The sequence below is a fragment of the Paenibacillus macerans genome (assembly GCF_900454495.1).
In the GTDB taxonomy this organism is placed as follows: domain Bacteria; phylum Bacillota; class Bacilli; order Paenibacillales; family Paenibacillaceae; genus Fontibacillus; species Fontibacillus macerans.
Genome location: NZ_UGSI01000001.1, coordinates 3,357,267 through 3,372,384, shown reverse-complemented (window position 1 = coordinate 3,372,384; position 15,118 = coordinate 3,357,267). Strand labels below are relative to the sequence as shown.

Here is a 15,118-nt window from a genome sequence, read left to right as displayed (position 1 = left end):
CGTGAAAAAAAAATTATCCCTGCCGTGCCTGCTGTTCGTGCTGTCGGCGCTGCTGCTGCAAGCCTGCGGCAAGGATGAGAGCTTAGAGGGCGGAGCCGGATCGTTCGGCACCGCAGCGTCGGCGGGGACGGCCTTCAGTTATGAGGTGCAAAGCTCGGGTACGGCGGAGAGCGAACAGCCGCAGCAGGAGCCGGCTTCAAACAATAATCCGGCCGTCCGGAAGGACGGGGACGCTCCGGGAAATGAGCGCACGGCCGATTCCAAACTGAAAGCCGCCGCCACACCGGATAAAGCGGCTGCGCCGGACACGGCCGCCGGAGCTCCGGGGGAGGCAGCGTCTGCGGCGGGCGCGGGCGAATCGGGCAAGGGGGAAGAAAAAAAAGCCGAAAAGCCGGAGTCCGCGGACGACGGCTTATCTTCCGCCTCAAACTCCAAAAAGCCGGGCACCGCGAAGTCCGGGCAAAGCCAGGCGCCGGGCAAGCACGCAGCGGCGGCTTCGCCCAAGAGCTCCGGTTCAGACGGGACTCCGAAAGTCGAAACGTCCGGCGCCGCAAGCGAAACGGCCCGCACTTCCGCTTCCGATAAAGCGAAGGGCGCAAAGTCGGGTGTGACGACCATCGGCTGGTCCGAGTTTTTTGACGGGGACGACCAGACGACGCCCTCCGAACGCTTTTGGGATCTCAGCGGTTCAACGGTCACCATCAAGGGGTTTATGGGCGAGGTGCTGTCGTTTGAAAACCACTGGTTTCTGCTCATTCCCGAGCCGGGTGCGGAATGCCCTTTTGACAACGGGGACGAGACGTATTGGAACAAAATCATGATCGTGTTCGTACCGGACGATGTCAACCTTCGCTACAAGCCGGAGGCGCTGCAGATAACCGGCCGGCTCGATGTTGGCATCAAAATCGACGAGTCCGGTTACAAGACGATGTTCCGGCTGTACGACGCCGCTTTTGAAGAGATCAAAGAATAATGACAAGCCCCCCCGCTCTGAAAATAAACGAAGGCGGGGTGCTTTTTATTTAAAAACGGCTTGGCGAAGAATGAAATCGCTTTTTTTTGCGCATCCTATCCAAATGCAGGAATTATAATGCCAAACAAGCTTTTTTAGCGCCTTTTTAAGTTGACACGCCGGAGAAAATTATTTAATATGTCTAAGTACTAAAAGTGCGGGTTCAAAAAGGCCGGTTTTCAGCACCGAGAAGGTTGGATGAAGCTAGGGACGTCAGGAGCGGAGCGTACATTTTGGGTACGTGAGCACCGGAAGGCCCGGCTGAATTCAAGATTCGAAGCCGAGCTACTTCTTGACTCACTTCGTGATCAAAAGCGGTTTTTTTGAACAACCTCTAAAAGAGAGTATCTCTGGAGCGGAATGAAATTTGATAATACGGGTGATCGAATGTCTTACAGACCGAAAGTTGTGAACGTGACGAAGGCCGGAAGCAACTACAATGATGGATTATACGAGTTTATCGCCAAATTGGCCGATGGAACGGAATGCCGTGTGTTTTACCACCGCGATCCGAACTGGCGGTTAACGAACGTCAACCGGCTTCAAAAGACGCCGTGCCCGGTCTGCCGCAAAGATTTTATTTGCCAGTGCATGGAGAAGTTTTCCGGTGAAATTCACCGTCAGATCGATGAGGGACAATGGCTTGACAAGCTTTTGTCGGAGTAATTTTTAAGAGTTTGCGGGCACGGGGAAACCCGTGCTTTTTTCTTTTAATTTGGGACTTGCCGAGGACCCAAAACTGTGATATTCTTACAGTAAATTTCAGGAATAACGGGAACGGTAGCACCGTCCATGATCCGATTTGTGTCGGGTTTTGGGCGGTGCTTTTTTGTTTTCGTCCAAAGGAAGGTGAAGACTTATGGGGCCGATCCGGCTTGTGCTTGCCGTGCAGGATGAGCAGTATATCGAAGCTTTTTTATATTACGCCCGCAGCGGGGAGTTCAACCGCAATCTGATCTTGACCGCGTTCAGCCGCAAGGAGGCGCTGGACAGATACCTGGAGGAGTCCGCCGGGTTTGTTGACGCCGTGCTGGGAGAAGCGGTTTTTCGGGAAGCGATGGATGCGGCCGACAAGCGGGGGATTTCATGGATCGTTCTCGGCGAAGAAGGCAGCGCAAATGACGGCAAACCTTGCGTGGAGAAATATCAGCCGCTCCACCTGCTTCTGCAAACGGTGCTGGACTATGTTCGCGGCGGCAAAGCCGGGAAGGCGCCGGAGGAAGGCCAAGCGGCGGTCATCGGGGTTTACTCCAGCGTCGGCGGATGCGGCAAAACGACCGTGGCGCTGAACATCGCCCGGCAGCTGGCCGCGGAAGGAGGTAAAGTGTTTTATTTGAACCTCGAGACGTTAAGCAGCGGCAGCCTGTTTGCCGGACCCTCGTTCAGGGAAGGGCAGACGGCCGGACTGGCCCGGTTGTTGTATGACCTTAAGGCTGCCGACGACAAACGGGCGGCCCCGGAATTTCCGATTTCCATGTATGCTTACAGGCATCCGGTACTGCAGGGAGATACGTTCGGCCCGCTGGAGAATATCAACGAAATGCTGGAAATGGAACGAAAGGATGCTGTCGGGCTTATCGAGTACATCGCGGGGAGCGGACTTTATGACGCGGTCATTATTGATCCTGATTCCTATCCGGGCGGAAGAACGGAAGGCGTGTTTGAGCGGGCGGATCAATTGGTGTGGCTTGTCACGGATGAATGGGGCGTGATGCGGAAGACGGGGGGTTGGCTGTCCCATCTGGAACGCTCGCGGACTGCTTTATACCATGAATTGCTCGGCAAAACGCGGTTTGTCCTGAACAAGTACACCGGAAATATCGTAACCGAATTGCCGAAGCCGGGGCTTTCGATTCAAGCGACATTGTCGTTTGTCCCTTCCTGGAGCCAGGGAAGCAGGCAGGGCGAACTGCCGTATTCCCCCGCGTTTCAGCGGGATGTGCTGAAGTTGTGCCGCGAGCTTTTGGGCGGTGCGGAAACTAGCCCGGCATGGGAGGGGTAAAGGTGAAGGAGGAAATATTCGCCGCGCTGCGCAGCGATATACGCATGGGGCTCGATGTCACAAAGGTAATGAGCGACGCGCAGCTGCTGGAGTACATTGAAGAGTATGTGCTGAACGATGCCCGTTTGGCCGATTTGACGGCTTCCGACAAGCGCAAATGGGTTCGCCGGTTATACGATTCTTTCCGCGGTCTCGATGTGCTGCAGCCGCTTGTTGAAGACCGGACGATCACGGAAATCATGATCAACAGCCACGAGGAGATCTTCGTCGAGCAGGAAGGCCATGTCCTAAGGCTTCCCGTCCGTTTTGAATCCCGTGAGCGGCTGGAGGACATTATCCAATCGATCGTCTCCGGCGTAAACCGGGTCGTCAATGAATCTTCGCCGATCGTGGACGCCCGGCTTCGCGACGGCTCCCGGGTAAACATCGTGCTGCCGCCGATCGCCCTGAAAGGCCCCACCATGACGATCCGGAAATTCCCGGCGCAGCCGCTGACAATGGAGAAGCTGGTCGCCATCGGATCGCTGAGCGAGGAGGCCGCTTTGCTGCTGCAGAAGCTCGTCAGAAGCAGATACAACATTTTTATCAGCGGCGGTACCGGTTCAGGCAAAACGACGTTTTTAAATGCGCTCTCGCAGTTCATCCCGCCGGACGAGCGGGTGATCACCATTGAGGATTCGGCCGAGCTGCAAATCGTGACCGTGCCGAATCTGGTGTCGCTGGAGACCCGCAATGCCAACACGGAAGGAAAAGGCGAAATCGCCATTCGCGACCTGATCCGCTCGTCGCTGCGGATGCGCCCCAACCGGATCGTCGTCGGCGAGGTCCGGGGCCGCGAAGCGCTTGATATGCTGCAGGCGATGAACACCGGTCACGACGGGAGCTTATCGACCGGGCACGCCAACAGTACGGCGGATATGATCAGCCGCTTGGAAACGATGGTGCTCAGCGGCGCGGATTTGCCGATCGGCGTGGTCCGCCAGCAGATCGCCTCGTCGATTGACATTTTTGTGCATTTGTCCCGGCTGCGCGACCGCTCGCGCCGGGTGATGGAGATTTCCGAGGTGGCGGGGTTAATGAAAGGGGAGGTGGTGCTGCGGCCGCTGTTTGTCTTTCAGGAGGAAGGGGAGCGGGAAGGCAAAATCATCGGCCGGCTGAAAAGTACCGGAACAGGGCTTTTGCATACGGACAAGCTGCGGATGGCGGGGATGCCGCCGGAGGCTCCGGCAGAAGGAGGAGGGACCGCATGACATGGCGGACTGATGTTTTTTCGGGGGAAAGAAACGCAGCGGGCGGGGCCCGCTCCGAAGGTCTTGCCGATTACCGTGTGTATGTTTTGACGGGGCGGCAGAAGGCTTTATGCATGCTGCTCGGCGGTGCGGCTTTATTCGCCGTCGGCTGCGTTTTTTTTCATTCCATCCCGCTGGCTTTAGGGTTGTCCGCCGGCGCGTTGTTTGTGCCGAAGCCCTGGAGCAGGCATTTGCTCCGGAAACGAAGAGAGAATCTCAGCTTGCATTTCAAGCAGGCGCTTTATTCGCTCTCCTCATCGCTGGCCGCCGGCCGATCGGTGGAAAACGGATTTCGCGAAGCGATCGATGATTTGAAATTGCTGTACCCGGACGGGGATAACGATTTGATCAGGGAACTTGGGATTATTTGCGCGCGTATGGAGTACGGACAGCCTGTGGAGGAAGCGCTGCTGGACTTCAGCCGCCGGGCCGGCATGGAGGATATCAGCAATTTTGCCGACGTGTTTACGACCTGCAAACGCTCCGGCGGGGATTTGGTGGACATTGTCCGGCGGACCTCGGCCCTGATTAGCGAGAAGTTGGAGATCGGGCAGGAAATCAGCGTCATGATTGCCCAAAAGCGCTTTGAAGCGAAGGCGATGCTTGCCGCTCCCATCCTGTTTTTATTGTTTATGGAAATGACTTCGCCGGATTATATGCAGCCGCTGCACAGCGGAGTCGGGCTGTTAATCTCGGCGGCCGCGCTGCTCGTTTTTGCCGGGAGCTCCTGGCTGATGCTTAAAATCGTCGATATCCGGGTTTAAGGAGGGCTTTGCTGGATGTTCCTGATGCTTTGGGGGATCTTGCTGGTTTTGCTGGGAGGCTGGGGATGGGTATACCGGATATCCTTCCGCCGCTTTAGCGGATACACCCAATTGATCATGGAGGGGCTGAGGCTTCAGCGTTTGTCGCCGCCAATGCTGTATTTGCTGGAGCGCATCAAGGTGTCCCGGCGGTTTCCGGGCGTATTCTTTAAAGTGAACCGGGCGGTGCAAAAAATTTGCGGCGACCGGCGCAGCGGTGAGTTTACGCTGCTGTTTCTCGCCGAAACGCTCACCTACAGCTGGCTGCTGCTCACTTTGGGGTGCGTCTTGTCCCTGCTGATGAATGGCGATTCATCGGGGCTCCTGCTCGGTGCGGTGTTAGCTTTGCTGCTTCCGGCAGCGTTGATCCATGATCTGCACCGCAAGGTGGTTCGGCGGGAGTATGCCGTTATTCTGGAGCTTCCCGAGCTGCTGAACAAAATCGTGCTTCTGGTCGGGGCCGGTTCAACGGTTCAGCAAGCGATCAAGCTCTGTTTGGAACGCAAGCGCGAGCAGGAGACCCATCCCCTTTACCGGGAGCTGTTCCAAATGCTGCGGGAGTGGGAAGGGGGCTATTCTTTCCAGCAGTCGATGGAGGGCTTTAGCAAACGCTGCGGGATTCAGGAGGTTTCCGCCTTCACCACCGCCGTGCTGCTGAATTACCGCCGCGGGGGTCATGATTTTGCCCTGGCGCTGCGCGACTTGTCCCATTCGTTATGGGAGAAGCGCAAGGCCGTCAGCAAAACGCTGGGGGAGCAGGCTTCGTCAAAGCTGGTTTTTCCCATGGTGCTGATGTTTATGGCGATCCTTCTGCTGGTTGGCGCCCCCGCATTTATGATCATGGACCTTTAAGAGGCAGTTCAAAAAGTCAGTCGTCTTTTGATCACGAAGCAAGAACACATGGAGTGTATGCGGCATCGAATTTTTGAAATTTAAGGAGGAAAAGGCCGATGTTAACGACAATGGGCAAGGAAGTTAAAGGTTTTTTGCATGACGAGGACGGCTTGGGGATGCTTGAGATGATTTTAATTATCGCGGTCATCGTCATTATTGCCGTGATCTTCCGTTCGCAACTGAAAGAAATCGTAAGCAGCCTGCTTGGCAAAGCAAGAACGAAAACCGAAGACTTTATGGACGGGAAGTAGGCGAAACATGCGGCGTTGCCTGCGGGATGCGAGGGGAAGCTTTACGCTGGAAGCGTCCTTGGTGTTGCCGGTCATTTTTTACGCGATATTGGTCTTGCTGTTCTTCTGCTTGTATCTGTACCAAAACGCTCTGCTTGGGCAGGCCGCTTCCGCGGCCGCGGAACGCAGCGCTTACACTTGGGACAACAGCTATCGTAACGATTTGACCGGAGCTTTTGAGGAGGGGCACTATGACTCCTTATATTGGCGTCTCAAGGACGACGGTATGCTGCAGAGCATTTTCGGTTGGGGCGAGGCCAACGGAGCCGTCCGGCTTCGCTTGCCTGCCGGAGCGGACTCCGCCGATTCGCTGGCCGGCAAAAAGCTGGCCAGGACAGGAAGCGGGCTGCCCGGGAACATCTCGGGAGAAATGGAATATGACAACCGCATGCTTTTGCGCAAAGTTAAAGTGGCAATGGAACGGTTCGTTCCATTGCCGCCGCTGGAGAGCTGGTTGGGCGATATTTCCCAAACCGGATCTTCTTACGCTTATGTTATCGAACCTATGGAATTTATTCGCACCGTCGAGTTGGCGCGCTATTATGGGGCAAAGTTTAAGGGCAAAGGCGGAGACACGATGGACCGGACGGAGGCCGGAAACGCGCTGAAGCTGTTTGGCAAATAGGCCGGGAATCAGGGATGGGGGATGGAAAGGAGGCGAAGCGTTTGTTTGCAAAGAGACGCTCGGAGTCAGGAGCGGTTACGGTCTTTTTAGTTGTGGTGTTTGCGGCGATATTCGCCTTTGTGGCTATTTTTATCGACTTTGCCAGAATGTTTGCGCTGCAGGCCGAGACGGAAGCATTGGCCCATGCCGCGGCCAGATCCGCGATGTCTTCGTACGACCGGGAATTGGCCGAGCGGTACGGTTTGTTTGCGTTAGGAGAGACCGACAGCAATTACATTATGTCCAAAGTGCTCCAGGATTCTTTGCAGCTTGCGGGAAGAAGCGGCGGATTGCCGCTGCTTGGAGCGAAGCTGGAATCCTCGGCAATTGAACAACTCCGTCCGCTCGGTTCCTACGCCGCGTTTGAACGGCAAATTCAGGAGCAGATGAAATACCGGGCGCCGATTGATCTAACGGTAGAAATTCTAAATCGCTTCAAACCGATGGCGCAAGTGATGAAGGAAGCGTCGAATACGGTCGATTTGCTCGGTAAATTGCAGAAACTGTACGATAAGCGCGAAGCGAAACTCGACGAGCTGCTGGAAATGCAGCGCCAGGCAGCACGCGCGGCGGAGGGGTTCGGGGAATTGCTGCCCAGGGGTTCGGCGCTCGCGATAGACGACGAACCTTTGGGCGGCAAGATCTCTTCAGTCCTGGACTTTACTGCCCAATATGACGATTACAAGGAAAAGGTTGAGCTGGATAAGAAACCTGGGCCAGGGAACCCAAAGTACCGATGGAAGATTAAAATCTACCGTTCCGAAACGTCCAAAGTATACAAGCAATTGGACAAAATTCGCGCCAAAGCCGAAGAAAAGCATGAAAATTTGCTGCTGCAGGCCAAAGCGCTGCTTACTGAGGCGCGCCAAATCAATGAGCAGATGAAACAAACGATAGAAGAGGCGGGGCAGCGCGCCGCCCAGAAGGGGTACAACGAAGTGGCTGCAGGGCCAAGCACCAGGGACGACGGCCAAGTGAGCGGGATGGAGGAGATTGCTGCAATACGGGAGCAAAGCGGTTCGCTTGTCCTCTCCGAGGAACTTTTTACGGATCTCGAATCGGATACGGACGATCAAGCCGCGGCTTTTCAGCAATTGAACGAGGAAATCACCTCGCTGCGCACCCTGCAAAGCGGGGTCTTATCGGCGGTAACGTCTTCAAGAAAGCTGCAAACGGCTGTACGCCGGGTTGGCTGGAAGGCGGATAAATATATGCGGAGCTATGTGGACCGGGGAGCGGCGAATGTTTTGGAGGCCAATATGCAGCTGCTGGAATCGCATCGAGGGAGCGATAAGGAGCGCAAGTCGGCGGAGAAGACGGCCAGGGCCAAGCTGAAAGAAGCAACTGGTCTACTCGCGCGAATTAAGCAGTTTGGCAACAAGCTGAAGGCCCAGCAAGAGCGCTTTAATCAATTAAAAGCGGATTATGAAGCGAACCGGGACATAAACCAGGCTGCATCGGGCGGGGATGAGGCGGCGGGCGCCGCGATCGATAACGATCCCTATCGGGCGGGGGATTCGGCGATGACGGACATGGACGGCTTATTCGGGGGGTTATCCGGACTAATGGGCGGAATGACGGACAACGCTTTTCAAACCGAATACATCGCCAGCTATTTCCGTTGCTTGGATTTAAGTGCGCTGAATGAGCTGCTGCAGGGGAGCTCCGGCACGGACAAACTGAATGCGCTGGGCGATCAGTTTGCGCCTGAGCGGCAGGAGGCCGAATATATTTTATACGGCTTTCACAATCCGGTAGGCAATATCGCCGCCGCTTACGGAGAAATCTTTGCGATGCGTCTGGCAATCCGGACGATGGAGGGATTCATCAAAAACGCATCAAAGGGCCATCCTCTGCTGGTTCTGGCCGCCGCGTTGCTGTACGGCGCGGAACATGCGCTGTCGGACATGCTTGCCTTAACGCGCGAAGGTAAAATACAGCTGAGCGAGTACATCAAAGTTGATCTTACCTACAGGGATCATTTACGGATTTTTTTGCTGTTGCATGGAAGAAGCGAGAACAGATTGTCGCGCATGCTCGCAGTAATCCGGATGAACACGGGGATTGACACGGGTGAGCGGGCGACCTATACGAGCGGGAGAGTTTCGGTATCGATGCCGCTGTGGTTTTTGCCGGGGGTTGCCAGAGCGTTGGGAGTGGCGGGCGTACTGAAAGGAAATGTGGAAGGAAGCCGGTATTATGCCGAGAAACAAGCGGACTTCTCATATTGATGAACGACAAGTTGCTGGCCGGAAAAGTGGCTTGGCGCGAGGAAGCATTGTCCTGGAAGCCGCACTGGTTATGCCCGTTTTTGTGATGGTGCTGTTCTGGTTTATTTATATGGTACATATGACGCTGTTGTCCAGCCAGCTGAATACGGTCGCATCCAATGCCGTCAGGCAGGTTTCCGCCCATATATACCCCGTTGCTTTGGCGGTGTCGGCCGGCTCAGGCGAATCTGCGGGAAATGCCGGGGGCGAGGACGAATCGCCAGGCGAAGGATCTTCTTTTAACTGGAAAATGCCAAGCCTTTCTGTGAGCGAATGGGCCAAGCAATATGCCGGCGTTTTGCCTGAACCGATCTCCGATTGGGTAATGGATGCCGCGGAGAAGGGGGACGAGCCGCTGCAGCATATCAAAACAGGCGTTGCGGAAAGCGTCCTTGATCCCGCGGTTAAACCGCTGCTTCTGCCGTTTCTTGAAGGAACGCTGTTAACCGAAAAGCGTTTGCATGTAAGCCGCGTTACCGTGCCCGACTTAAAAACGGGAAAGCGGCCATATTTCGGGCTGGAAATCAGCTATGAGCTTCCGATTAAAGTACCGTTTACATCAAACCGCGTCGTGCTTCAATCGCGGGCCGAGGAACGCATTTGGATCGGCGATACCGGGGAACTGGAATCGGGGGAAGCCGGGGGCGACGGCCAGGGACGAGCTCCGGTCATTCTGTCCAAGCCGGATCCGGCTTACGCCGGGCATCGGGCGACGGTGAAGGCGAAGATAGGGGCGGGGCAGACGGCCAAGTTGACCGTCTTTTACAAGAGCGGCGTCAGCCAAGCTAAATATTTGGGAGAAACTACGGCGGACGGCGAAGGCATCGTGGAATGGAATTGGCTGGTCGGGGGAAACACGACGCCGGGAACGTGGACGTTTGTTGTGGAAACGGAAGACGGGTTGCGGACGGCGATGGAGTTTGAGGTAACCAGTCCCAAATAATGTGAAGGGGGCGCAAATGGATGCCATGGGAATATTGGGGTTGTTTTTTGATGCTGACAGCGGCTTTCGTAACGGATATCCGAACGATGAAAATCCCTAACTGGATTACCCTGACGGGTTTGGCGAGCGGATTTTTGTTTCACGCCTTGACCGGGGCGTGGAACGGAATAGGGGATGCTTTTAAAGGCGCGGCGGTTGGATTCGGTCTGATGTTTATCCTGTATCTGCTGAAGGCCGTCGGCGGAGGTGACGTTAAGCTGTTTGCCGGAATTGGGGCGTGGACGGGCATTAGTTTTACGTTATCCGTTATGATGTATTCGATTTTGGCCGCCGGGTGTATCGGGCTTTTCATTTTGTTGTGCCGGCGGGAGACGCTGTTTCGGCTGCGGCGGGTCGTCAGGGGCGTATGGGGAGCGGTCATTTTCCGCAGCACTACGCCTATTCAGTCCGCGGCCAAGGGGCAGCTGCAGTTTCCGTTTATGCTGGCGGTGCTGCCCGGGGCGATCCTTTCGTTTTGTTATCAGTGAAGGGGACTATGCATTTGAAAAAGGAGGTGCCTGATTCATGCGGAAGCAGCTTCAGACCGATTTTGTCAGGAACGGCGGAATCTACATGCTTTTAAAGGCCGAGGAGGGGCTGCGCTCGGAAGAGTTGAGCCGGGTCCAAAGGAATATGCTGGCCGCGGTTTCGGTGCCCAATTTGCTGCGGCTGGATATTCGCGAGGTGGATTTCGAGGTAAGCCTGCATTATGATATCACCGGCAAAAAAATGCTTTCACACTGTCTGAAGAGCGACAAAATCGGCATGTCCGAATTTTACGGTTTGCTGCTTCAGGTGGTTGCCGTGCTGGACGATTGCAAAAAATACATGTTATCTCCCGCCAATGTTTTGCTCGACGAGGAGCATATTTTTGTGGAGGAGCCCTTACCCTGCGGAGTTTTTTACTTTGCTTATTTGCCTTTGAACGATACTCTGGCCGTTGTCCCGCTATCTCAAGCGCTGCTGGCTTTGATCACCCGGATGCTTGTTAGCGTGAGCCGGGTGGAGGGAAACGGGATACAGCAGATCATCTCTTTTTGCGGCAGCGAGGAGCATTTTTCCTTACCCCGGTTGAAAAAAATGCTGCTGGAGCTGTTGACCGCTGCGGAGCAGGCTGAAGGGAATCCAGCGTTCCCGGAAGAACCGCTTCGGTTCAAGCCGCAGCAAGCCGGCCCAAACCAAGGGAAACAGGCGCAAGCTGCTGGGCCTGCTGCCGCCGTAGCCGCTGCCGCTTCAGAGAACGCGAGGAAGAGCCGGACGCCGCTGCGGAGGGAGGAGCGCTTGAAGCCGGACCGTTTAAATATGGCCCGCCAGAATGCGCCGGCTGAGTTGAAATCATCGCATACGGTGATCAAAGAGTACTTGCCGGACGGTCTCTTCTCCGGATATGCGCCGGAGATCCCAAAGGCTGCTACGGTGAATCCCGGGCGGGAACAGTGGCCCGGCTTGGAGGAGGAGGAAGCCGGGCCCAAAGTTAGGATAACGCCGACATCCTGCATTTTGGGGGCCGTCCTGCTGGACGCGCTGTGCTGGAAGTTTCTATACCTGGACCGGCCATGGAACATCGGCCTTTACATTTGCTTCGCGGCAACGTTTCTATTGGCCGGGGCAGCCTACCTCATTTTCAGCGGAAAGCTGCCCGTTCTGCAATCCGCAAGCGGGGCAAAGCAGCGTGAAAACGCAATCGGTGAGCAGCCCGATGCCATTCCCGCATATGATCGAAACGGCACCTTTCCCGAAGACATTTTTGGAGATTCGCCGTTTCTTCAAGTCAACCGATCTGAGTCCGAAGCGGGTACGGGGAACGGGGGGGAGGCTGTGGAATTAGCGATGTCCGGAACCGGGCAGGAGCATTTTTCGCCTGCCTATGGAGGGGCATCCTCATGGGAGGCTTCAAGCGGTGGCGCCGGCCAACCGGCAACGATGCTTTTGAACAAGCCGATGCTTTCCGGCGAGTCGAAGCACGCAATCGAACCCCGGTATTATTTGGAAAGGTTTAGCGGTGACGGAGTAAGCCCGGAACGGATAACCTTAAAGCCGGGGAGCTTTGTGATCGGCCGCTCCGAGGAGATGGCCCAGTACGTGGAGCGAACGCCGGGCGTATCCCGCGCTCATGTTGAAGTAATGGTGACCCCGGGGAAATGCTGCCTCAAGGATCTGGGGTCCCGAAACGGAACGCGTTTTAAGGGAGAACTCATTGCTCCCTATAAAGAATATAAACTCGAAACCGGGGATGTTTTTTCGTTGGCGGAGGTATCCTTCAAGTTTGGCAAGGAAATGCTTTAAGTTTATTTGCAGCGTGTATCGGGTACCAAGGATTGTACCCTGGTTCAACGAACCTCCTTTTTAAAATTTGTGCTACCCGTAGATTATCCGTCCAAAAGCAGTTATAATTAACGAGAATGATTCTCAATTACGTGACTTAACGGGTTTCATCGGTTGCATAGGCAATAAATTTTGTTTAAGGGATGGTTCAGCATATGTCGGCAGTCACACAATCTTCCAAGCCGCAATTCCGCTCTCGCCCGCTTGCGGCAACAATTGTACTCATTGGCGGAGCGGCGCTGCTAGTTTTTGCCGTTTGCCTTTCGATTTCGGTCGGAGCCGCGGACATCGGACTGGGAACGGTTTGGAACGCGGTATTTCATTTTCAGCCGGAACTGACGCAGCATCAAATCATTATGGAGCTGCGTCTGCCGAGGGCGATTGCGGCCGCCTTGATCGGAGCGGCGCTCGCCGTAGCGGGGGCTATAATGCAGGGCATGACGCGGAATCCGATGGCCGATTCCGGTTTGCTCGGACTTAATGCGGGGGCCGGTTTGGCGCTGGCCGTCTGTTTTGCGTTGCTGCCGGGGACGCCGTTTTTGGTGATGATGTTCTATTCATTCATTGGAGCCGGACTGGGAGCCGGACTGGTGTTCGGCGTCGGTTCCCTGTCCAAAGGCGGCTTGTCGCCCGTCCGGCTTACCTTGGCCGGGGCCGCGGTCAGCATGCTGCTGACCGCCATCAGCGAAGGGATCGCGCTTTATTTCAGGATAGGACAAGACCTTGCGTTCTGGTATGCAGGGGCTATTTCCGGCTCCACCTGGCTGCAGATTAAACTGGTGTCGCCTTGGATCGGTGCCGGGCTTATCGCCGCTGTGCTCCTGTCCAAATCCATTACGCTGCTCAGCCTCGGGGAAGAGGTAGCCACAGGGCTGGGTCAAAAAACGGGAACGATCAAAATCGCCGGGATGCTCATCGTGCTCGTCCTTGCCGGCAGCGCCGTGTCGATCGTTGGGGCGATCGGTTTCGTCGGTTTGATGATTCCTCACGTCGCCCGGTTTCTGGTGGGCGTCGACTATCGGTGGGTGATTCCTTCCTCCGCGCTCCTAGGCGGTTTGTTGTTGGTGTTTGCCGATATTTTGGCGCGGATGGTCCATCCTCCGCATGAGACGCCGATCGGGGCGTTGATCGCCGTGATCGGGGTTCCTTTCTTCCTCTATCTGGCTATGAAGCAGAAGGGGGGATTGGAATGAACAAGGGGAATTATCCGCTGCATCTGCAGCAAAGATCCCGCAGAGCGTATATCGTTATGATCATTTTTGCTTTGCTGATCGTCGGCGTGTTCATTTTTAGCATGAATACCGGCTATTTTCGTCTCTCTCCGGTTGACGTGTTCAAAACGCTGTTCGGCATGGGGACGGATAAACAGGAACTGGCCTTATTCCAATTCCGCCTGCCGCGGATCGTCAATTCCGTCCTAATCGGCATGGGAATGGCGGTTGCCGGCTGCATTTTTCAAGGAATTTCGCGCAACCCGTTGGCCGATCCCGGCGTGCTGGGGATTAATGCCGGGGCAGGGCTCGCCGTCACTTTGTTTATTTCGTTTTATCCGACGACTTCCGATGCCCCCGTGTTTTTGATGCCTTTGCTGGCGTTTTTGGGATCGGCGTTGGCGGCTGCGCTTATTTACGTATTGTCGTTCAAGAAAAATTACGGGTTGCTTCCCATTCGTATGGTGCTGGTCGGCATTGCGGTTGCGGCGGGAATTAACGCCGCGATGATCGTATTGCAATTGCGCCTGCGGCCGGAAAATTTTCAAAACCTGCAAATTTGGCTGGTAGGGAATATTTGGGGGACGTCTTGGAAATTCGTGCTTGCCTTGATTCCGTGGATCGTTGTTTTGATACCTTATGTATTTACAAAAGCGCGCGCGCTAAACGTAATGAACTTGGGAGACCAAACGGCGACGGGGCTGGGCGCGCCGCTGGAGCGCTCGCGGTTCGGCCTGCTGGCCGCCGCAGTCGGGCTAACCGGCTCCTGCGTCGCCGTCGGGGGCGGCATCTCGTTCGTCGGCCTCATTGCGCCGCATTTGGCGAGAAGATTGGTCGGGCCGAAACACGAGTATTTGCTTCCGGCCTCCGCGCTGGCCGGGGGGTTGCTCGTTATCGTCGGCGACACGCTGGGACGCTGGGTGTTTCAGCCTCATGAAATTCCGACCGGTATCGTCGTTGCGGTGATCGGGGCTCCTTACTTCCTGTATTTGCTTTCAAAGTCGAGAGTATAGCTGAAGAAAAGGTCTGATTTGAGAGGGAGCGGGATGCGCAAATCGATATTTTAGGCGTACAGGAAAGTATGGTATGGGGATGGGAAGCTTCTTCTCTGAGGTAGAGGTAATTTGTGGCGCTATTTTGAGATTTCCCCCCTCGTGCCCTAAAATAGCGGAACTTTTTGGCTTTATTTAGGGAACATGCTTGGATAAGGCGCCTTATTACCCTCATCTTCTAAAAATAGGAGTAAAAAACTCCTCTATTTCTATTTAAATCCTTTTCTTGCTGAAGATAAGGACCTTTTTTACCGCTATTTCCGCGACCGACCTCCACAAAAACGCGGGCAATGCGTTCCTAAAAAAGCCCAGAATCTCCGAGCT

14 protein-coding genes are annotated in these 15,118 nt (G+C 55.2%); all 14 read left to right on the top strand.

The features are described 5' to 3' along the window. Nucleotide 1: 1 nt before the first annotated feature. Complete coding sequence (locus DYE26_RS15225; RefSeq protein ID WP_240534172.1) at nt 2-973, top strand: hypothetical protein; 972 nt, start codon at nt 2-4, stop codon at nt 971-973. Between the two features lie 426 nt (nt 974-1,399). Further along, nucleotides 1,400-1,678 carry a hypothetical protein gene (locus DYE26_RS15220; protein ID WP_036625153.1) on the top strand — a complete coding sequence of 93 codons (279 nt, stop codon included), beginning with the start codon at nt 1,400-1,402 and terminating at the stop codon, nt 1,676-1,678. A 193-nt stretch (nt 1,679-1,871) separates the two neighbouring features. Further along, nucleotides 1,872-3,014, top strand: coding sequence for a P-loop NTPase family protein (locus DYE26_RS15215; protein WP_036625151.1), 1,143 nt, complete (start codon nt 1,872-1,874; stop codon nt 3,012-3,014). A 2-nt stretch (nt 3,015-3,016) separates the two neighbouring features. After that, a complete protein-coding gene (locus DYE26_RS15210) occupies nt 3,017-4,264 on the top strand; it encodes a TadA family conjugal transfer-associated ATPase (protein ID WP_036625149.1) in 1,248 nt (415 codons plus the stop codon). Then, nucleotides 4,261-5,067: a type II secretion system F family protein gene (locus tag DYE26_RS15205; RefSeq protein ID WP_051985650.1), complete on the top strand. Its 807-nt coding sequence runs from the start codon at nt 4,261-4,263 to the stop codon at nt 5,065-5,067. Before DYE26_RS15210 ends, DYE26_RS15205 begins: the two co-directional genes overlap by 4 nt. 15 nt (nt 5,068-5,082) lie before the next feature. Continuing rightward, complete coding sequence (locus tag DYE26_RS15200; protein ID WP_036625148.1) at nt 5,083-5,958, top strand: type II secretion system F family protein; 876 nt, start codon at nt 5,083-5,085, stop codon at nt 5,956-5,958. A 98-nt stretch (nt 5,959-6,056) separates the two neighbouring features. Beyond that, nucleotides 6,057-6,251 (top strand): Flp1 family type IVb pilin, encoded by a 195-nt coding sequence (locus DYE26_RS15195; RefSeq protein ID WP_036625147.1) that lies wholly within the window; start codon nt 6,057-6,059, stop codon nt 6,249-6,251. A gap of 7 nt (nt 6,252-6,258) precedes the next feature. Next, on the top strand, nt 6,259-6,915 hold the full coding sequence (locus DYE26_RS15190) for a TadE/TadG family type IV pilus assembly protein (protein ID WP_036625146.1): 657 nt from the start codon (nt 6,259-6,261) through the stop codon (nt 6,913-6,915). Between the two features lie 41 nt (nt 6,916-6,956). After that, the gene (locus tag DYE26_RS15185) at nt 6,957-9,185 is read left to right on the top strand and encodes a TadE/TadG family type IV pilus assembly protein (protein ID WP_036625145.1); all 2,229 of its coding nucleotides are present in this window, start codon (nt 6,957-6,959) and stop codon (nt 9,183-9,185) included. 31 nt (nt 9,186-9,216) lie between these two features. Then, the gene (locus tag DYE26_RS15180) at nt 9,217-10,167 is read left to right on the top strand and encodes a TadE/TadG family type IV pilus assembly protein (RefSeq protein WP_227872688.1); all 951 of its coding nucleotides are present in this window, start codon (nt 9,217-9,219) and stop codon (nt 10,165-10,167) included. A 20-nt stretch (nt 10,168-10,187) separates the two neighbouring features. Continuing rightward, nucleotides 10,188-10,694: an A24 family peptidase gene (locus DYE26_RS15175; protein WP_036625143.1), complete on the top strand. Its 507-nt coding sequence runs from the start codon at nt 10,188-10,190 to the stop codon at nt 10,692-10,694. Between the two features lie 37 nt (nt 10,695-10,731). Further along, nucleotides 10,732-12,492: a DUF6382 and FHA domain-containing protein gene (locus DYE26_RS15170; RefSeq protein WP_036625142.1), complete on the top strand. Its 1,761-nt coding sequence runs from the start codon at nt 10,732-10,734 to the stop codon at nt 12,490-12,492. A gap of 182 nt (nt 12,493-12,674) precedes the next feature. Next, nucleotides 12,675-13,724 carry a FecCD family ABC transporter permease gene (locus tag DYE26_RS15165; RefSeq protein WP_036625141.1) on the top strand — a complete coding sequence of 350 codons (1,050 nt, stop codon included), beginning with the start codon at nt 12,675-12,677 and terminating at the stop codon, nt 13,722-13,724. Next, nucleotides 13,721-14,755: a FecCD family ABC transporter permease gene (locus DYE26_RS15160; RefSeq protein ID WP_036625138.1), complete on the top strand. Its 1,035-nt coding sequence runs from the start codon at nt 13,721-13,723 to the stop codon at nt 14,753-14,755. Before DYE26_RS15165 ends, DYE26_RS15160 begins: the two co-directional genes overlap by 4 nt. Nucleotides 14,756-15,118: the final 363 nt, after the last annotated feature.

What these genes read in the sequence shown, in the direction of transcription:
- DYE26_RS15220 (WP_036625153.1), top strand. Translation starts at nt 1,400, where the DNA reads ATGTCTTACAGACCGAAAGTTGTGAACGTGACGAAGGCCGGAAGCAAC.
- DYE26_RS15215 (WP_036625151.1), top strand. Translation starts at nt 1,872, where the DNA reads ATGGGGCCGATCCGGCTTGTGCTTGCCGTGCAGGATGAGCAGTATATC.
- DYE26_RS15205 (WP_051985650.1), top strand. Translation starts at nt 4,261, where the DNA reads ATGACATGGCGGACTGATGTTTTTTCGGGGGAAAGAAACGCAGCGGGC.
- DYE26_RS15200 (WP_036625148.1), top strand. Translation starts at nt 5,083, where the DNA reads ATGTTCCTGATGCTTTGGGGGATCTTGCTGGTTTTGCTGGGAGGCTGG.
- DYE26_RS15195 (WP_036625147.1), top strand. Translation starts at nt 6,057, where the DNA reads ATGTTAACGACAATGGGCAAGGAAGTTAAAGGTTTTTTGCATGACGAG.
- DYE26_RS15190 (WP_036625146.1), top strand. Translation starts at nt 6,259, where the DNA reads ATGCGGCGTTGCCTGCGGGATGCGAGGGGAAGCTTTACGCTGGAAGCG.
- DYE26_RS15175 (WP_036625143.1), top strand. Translation starts at nt 10,188, where the DNA reads ATGCCATGGGAATATTGGGGTTGTTTTTTGATGCTGACAGCGGCTTTC.
- DYE26_RS15170 (WP_036625142.1), top strand. Translation starts at nt 10,732, where the DNA reads ATGCGGAAGCAGCTTCAGACCGATTTTGTCAGGAACGGCGGAATCTAC.
- DYE26_RS15165 (WP_036625141.1), top strand. Translation starts at nt 12,675, where the DNA reads ATGGTTCAGCATATGTCGGCAGTCACACAATCTTCCAAGCCGCAATTC.
- DYE26_RS15160 (WP_036625138.1), top strand. Translation starts at nt 13,721, where the DNA reads ATGAACAAGGGGAATTATCCGCTGCATCTGCAGCAAAGATCCCGCAGA.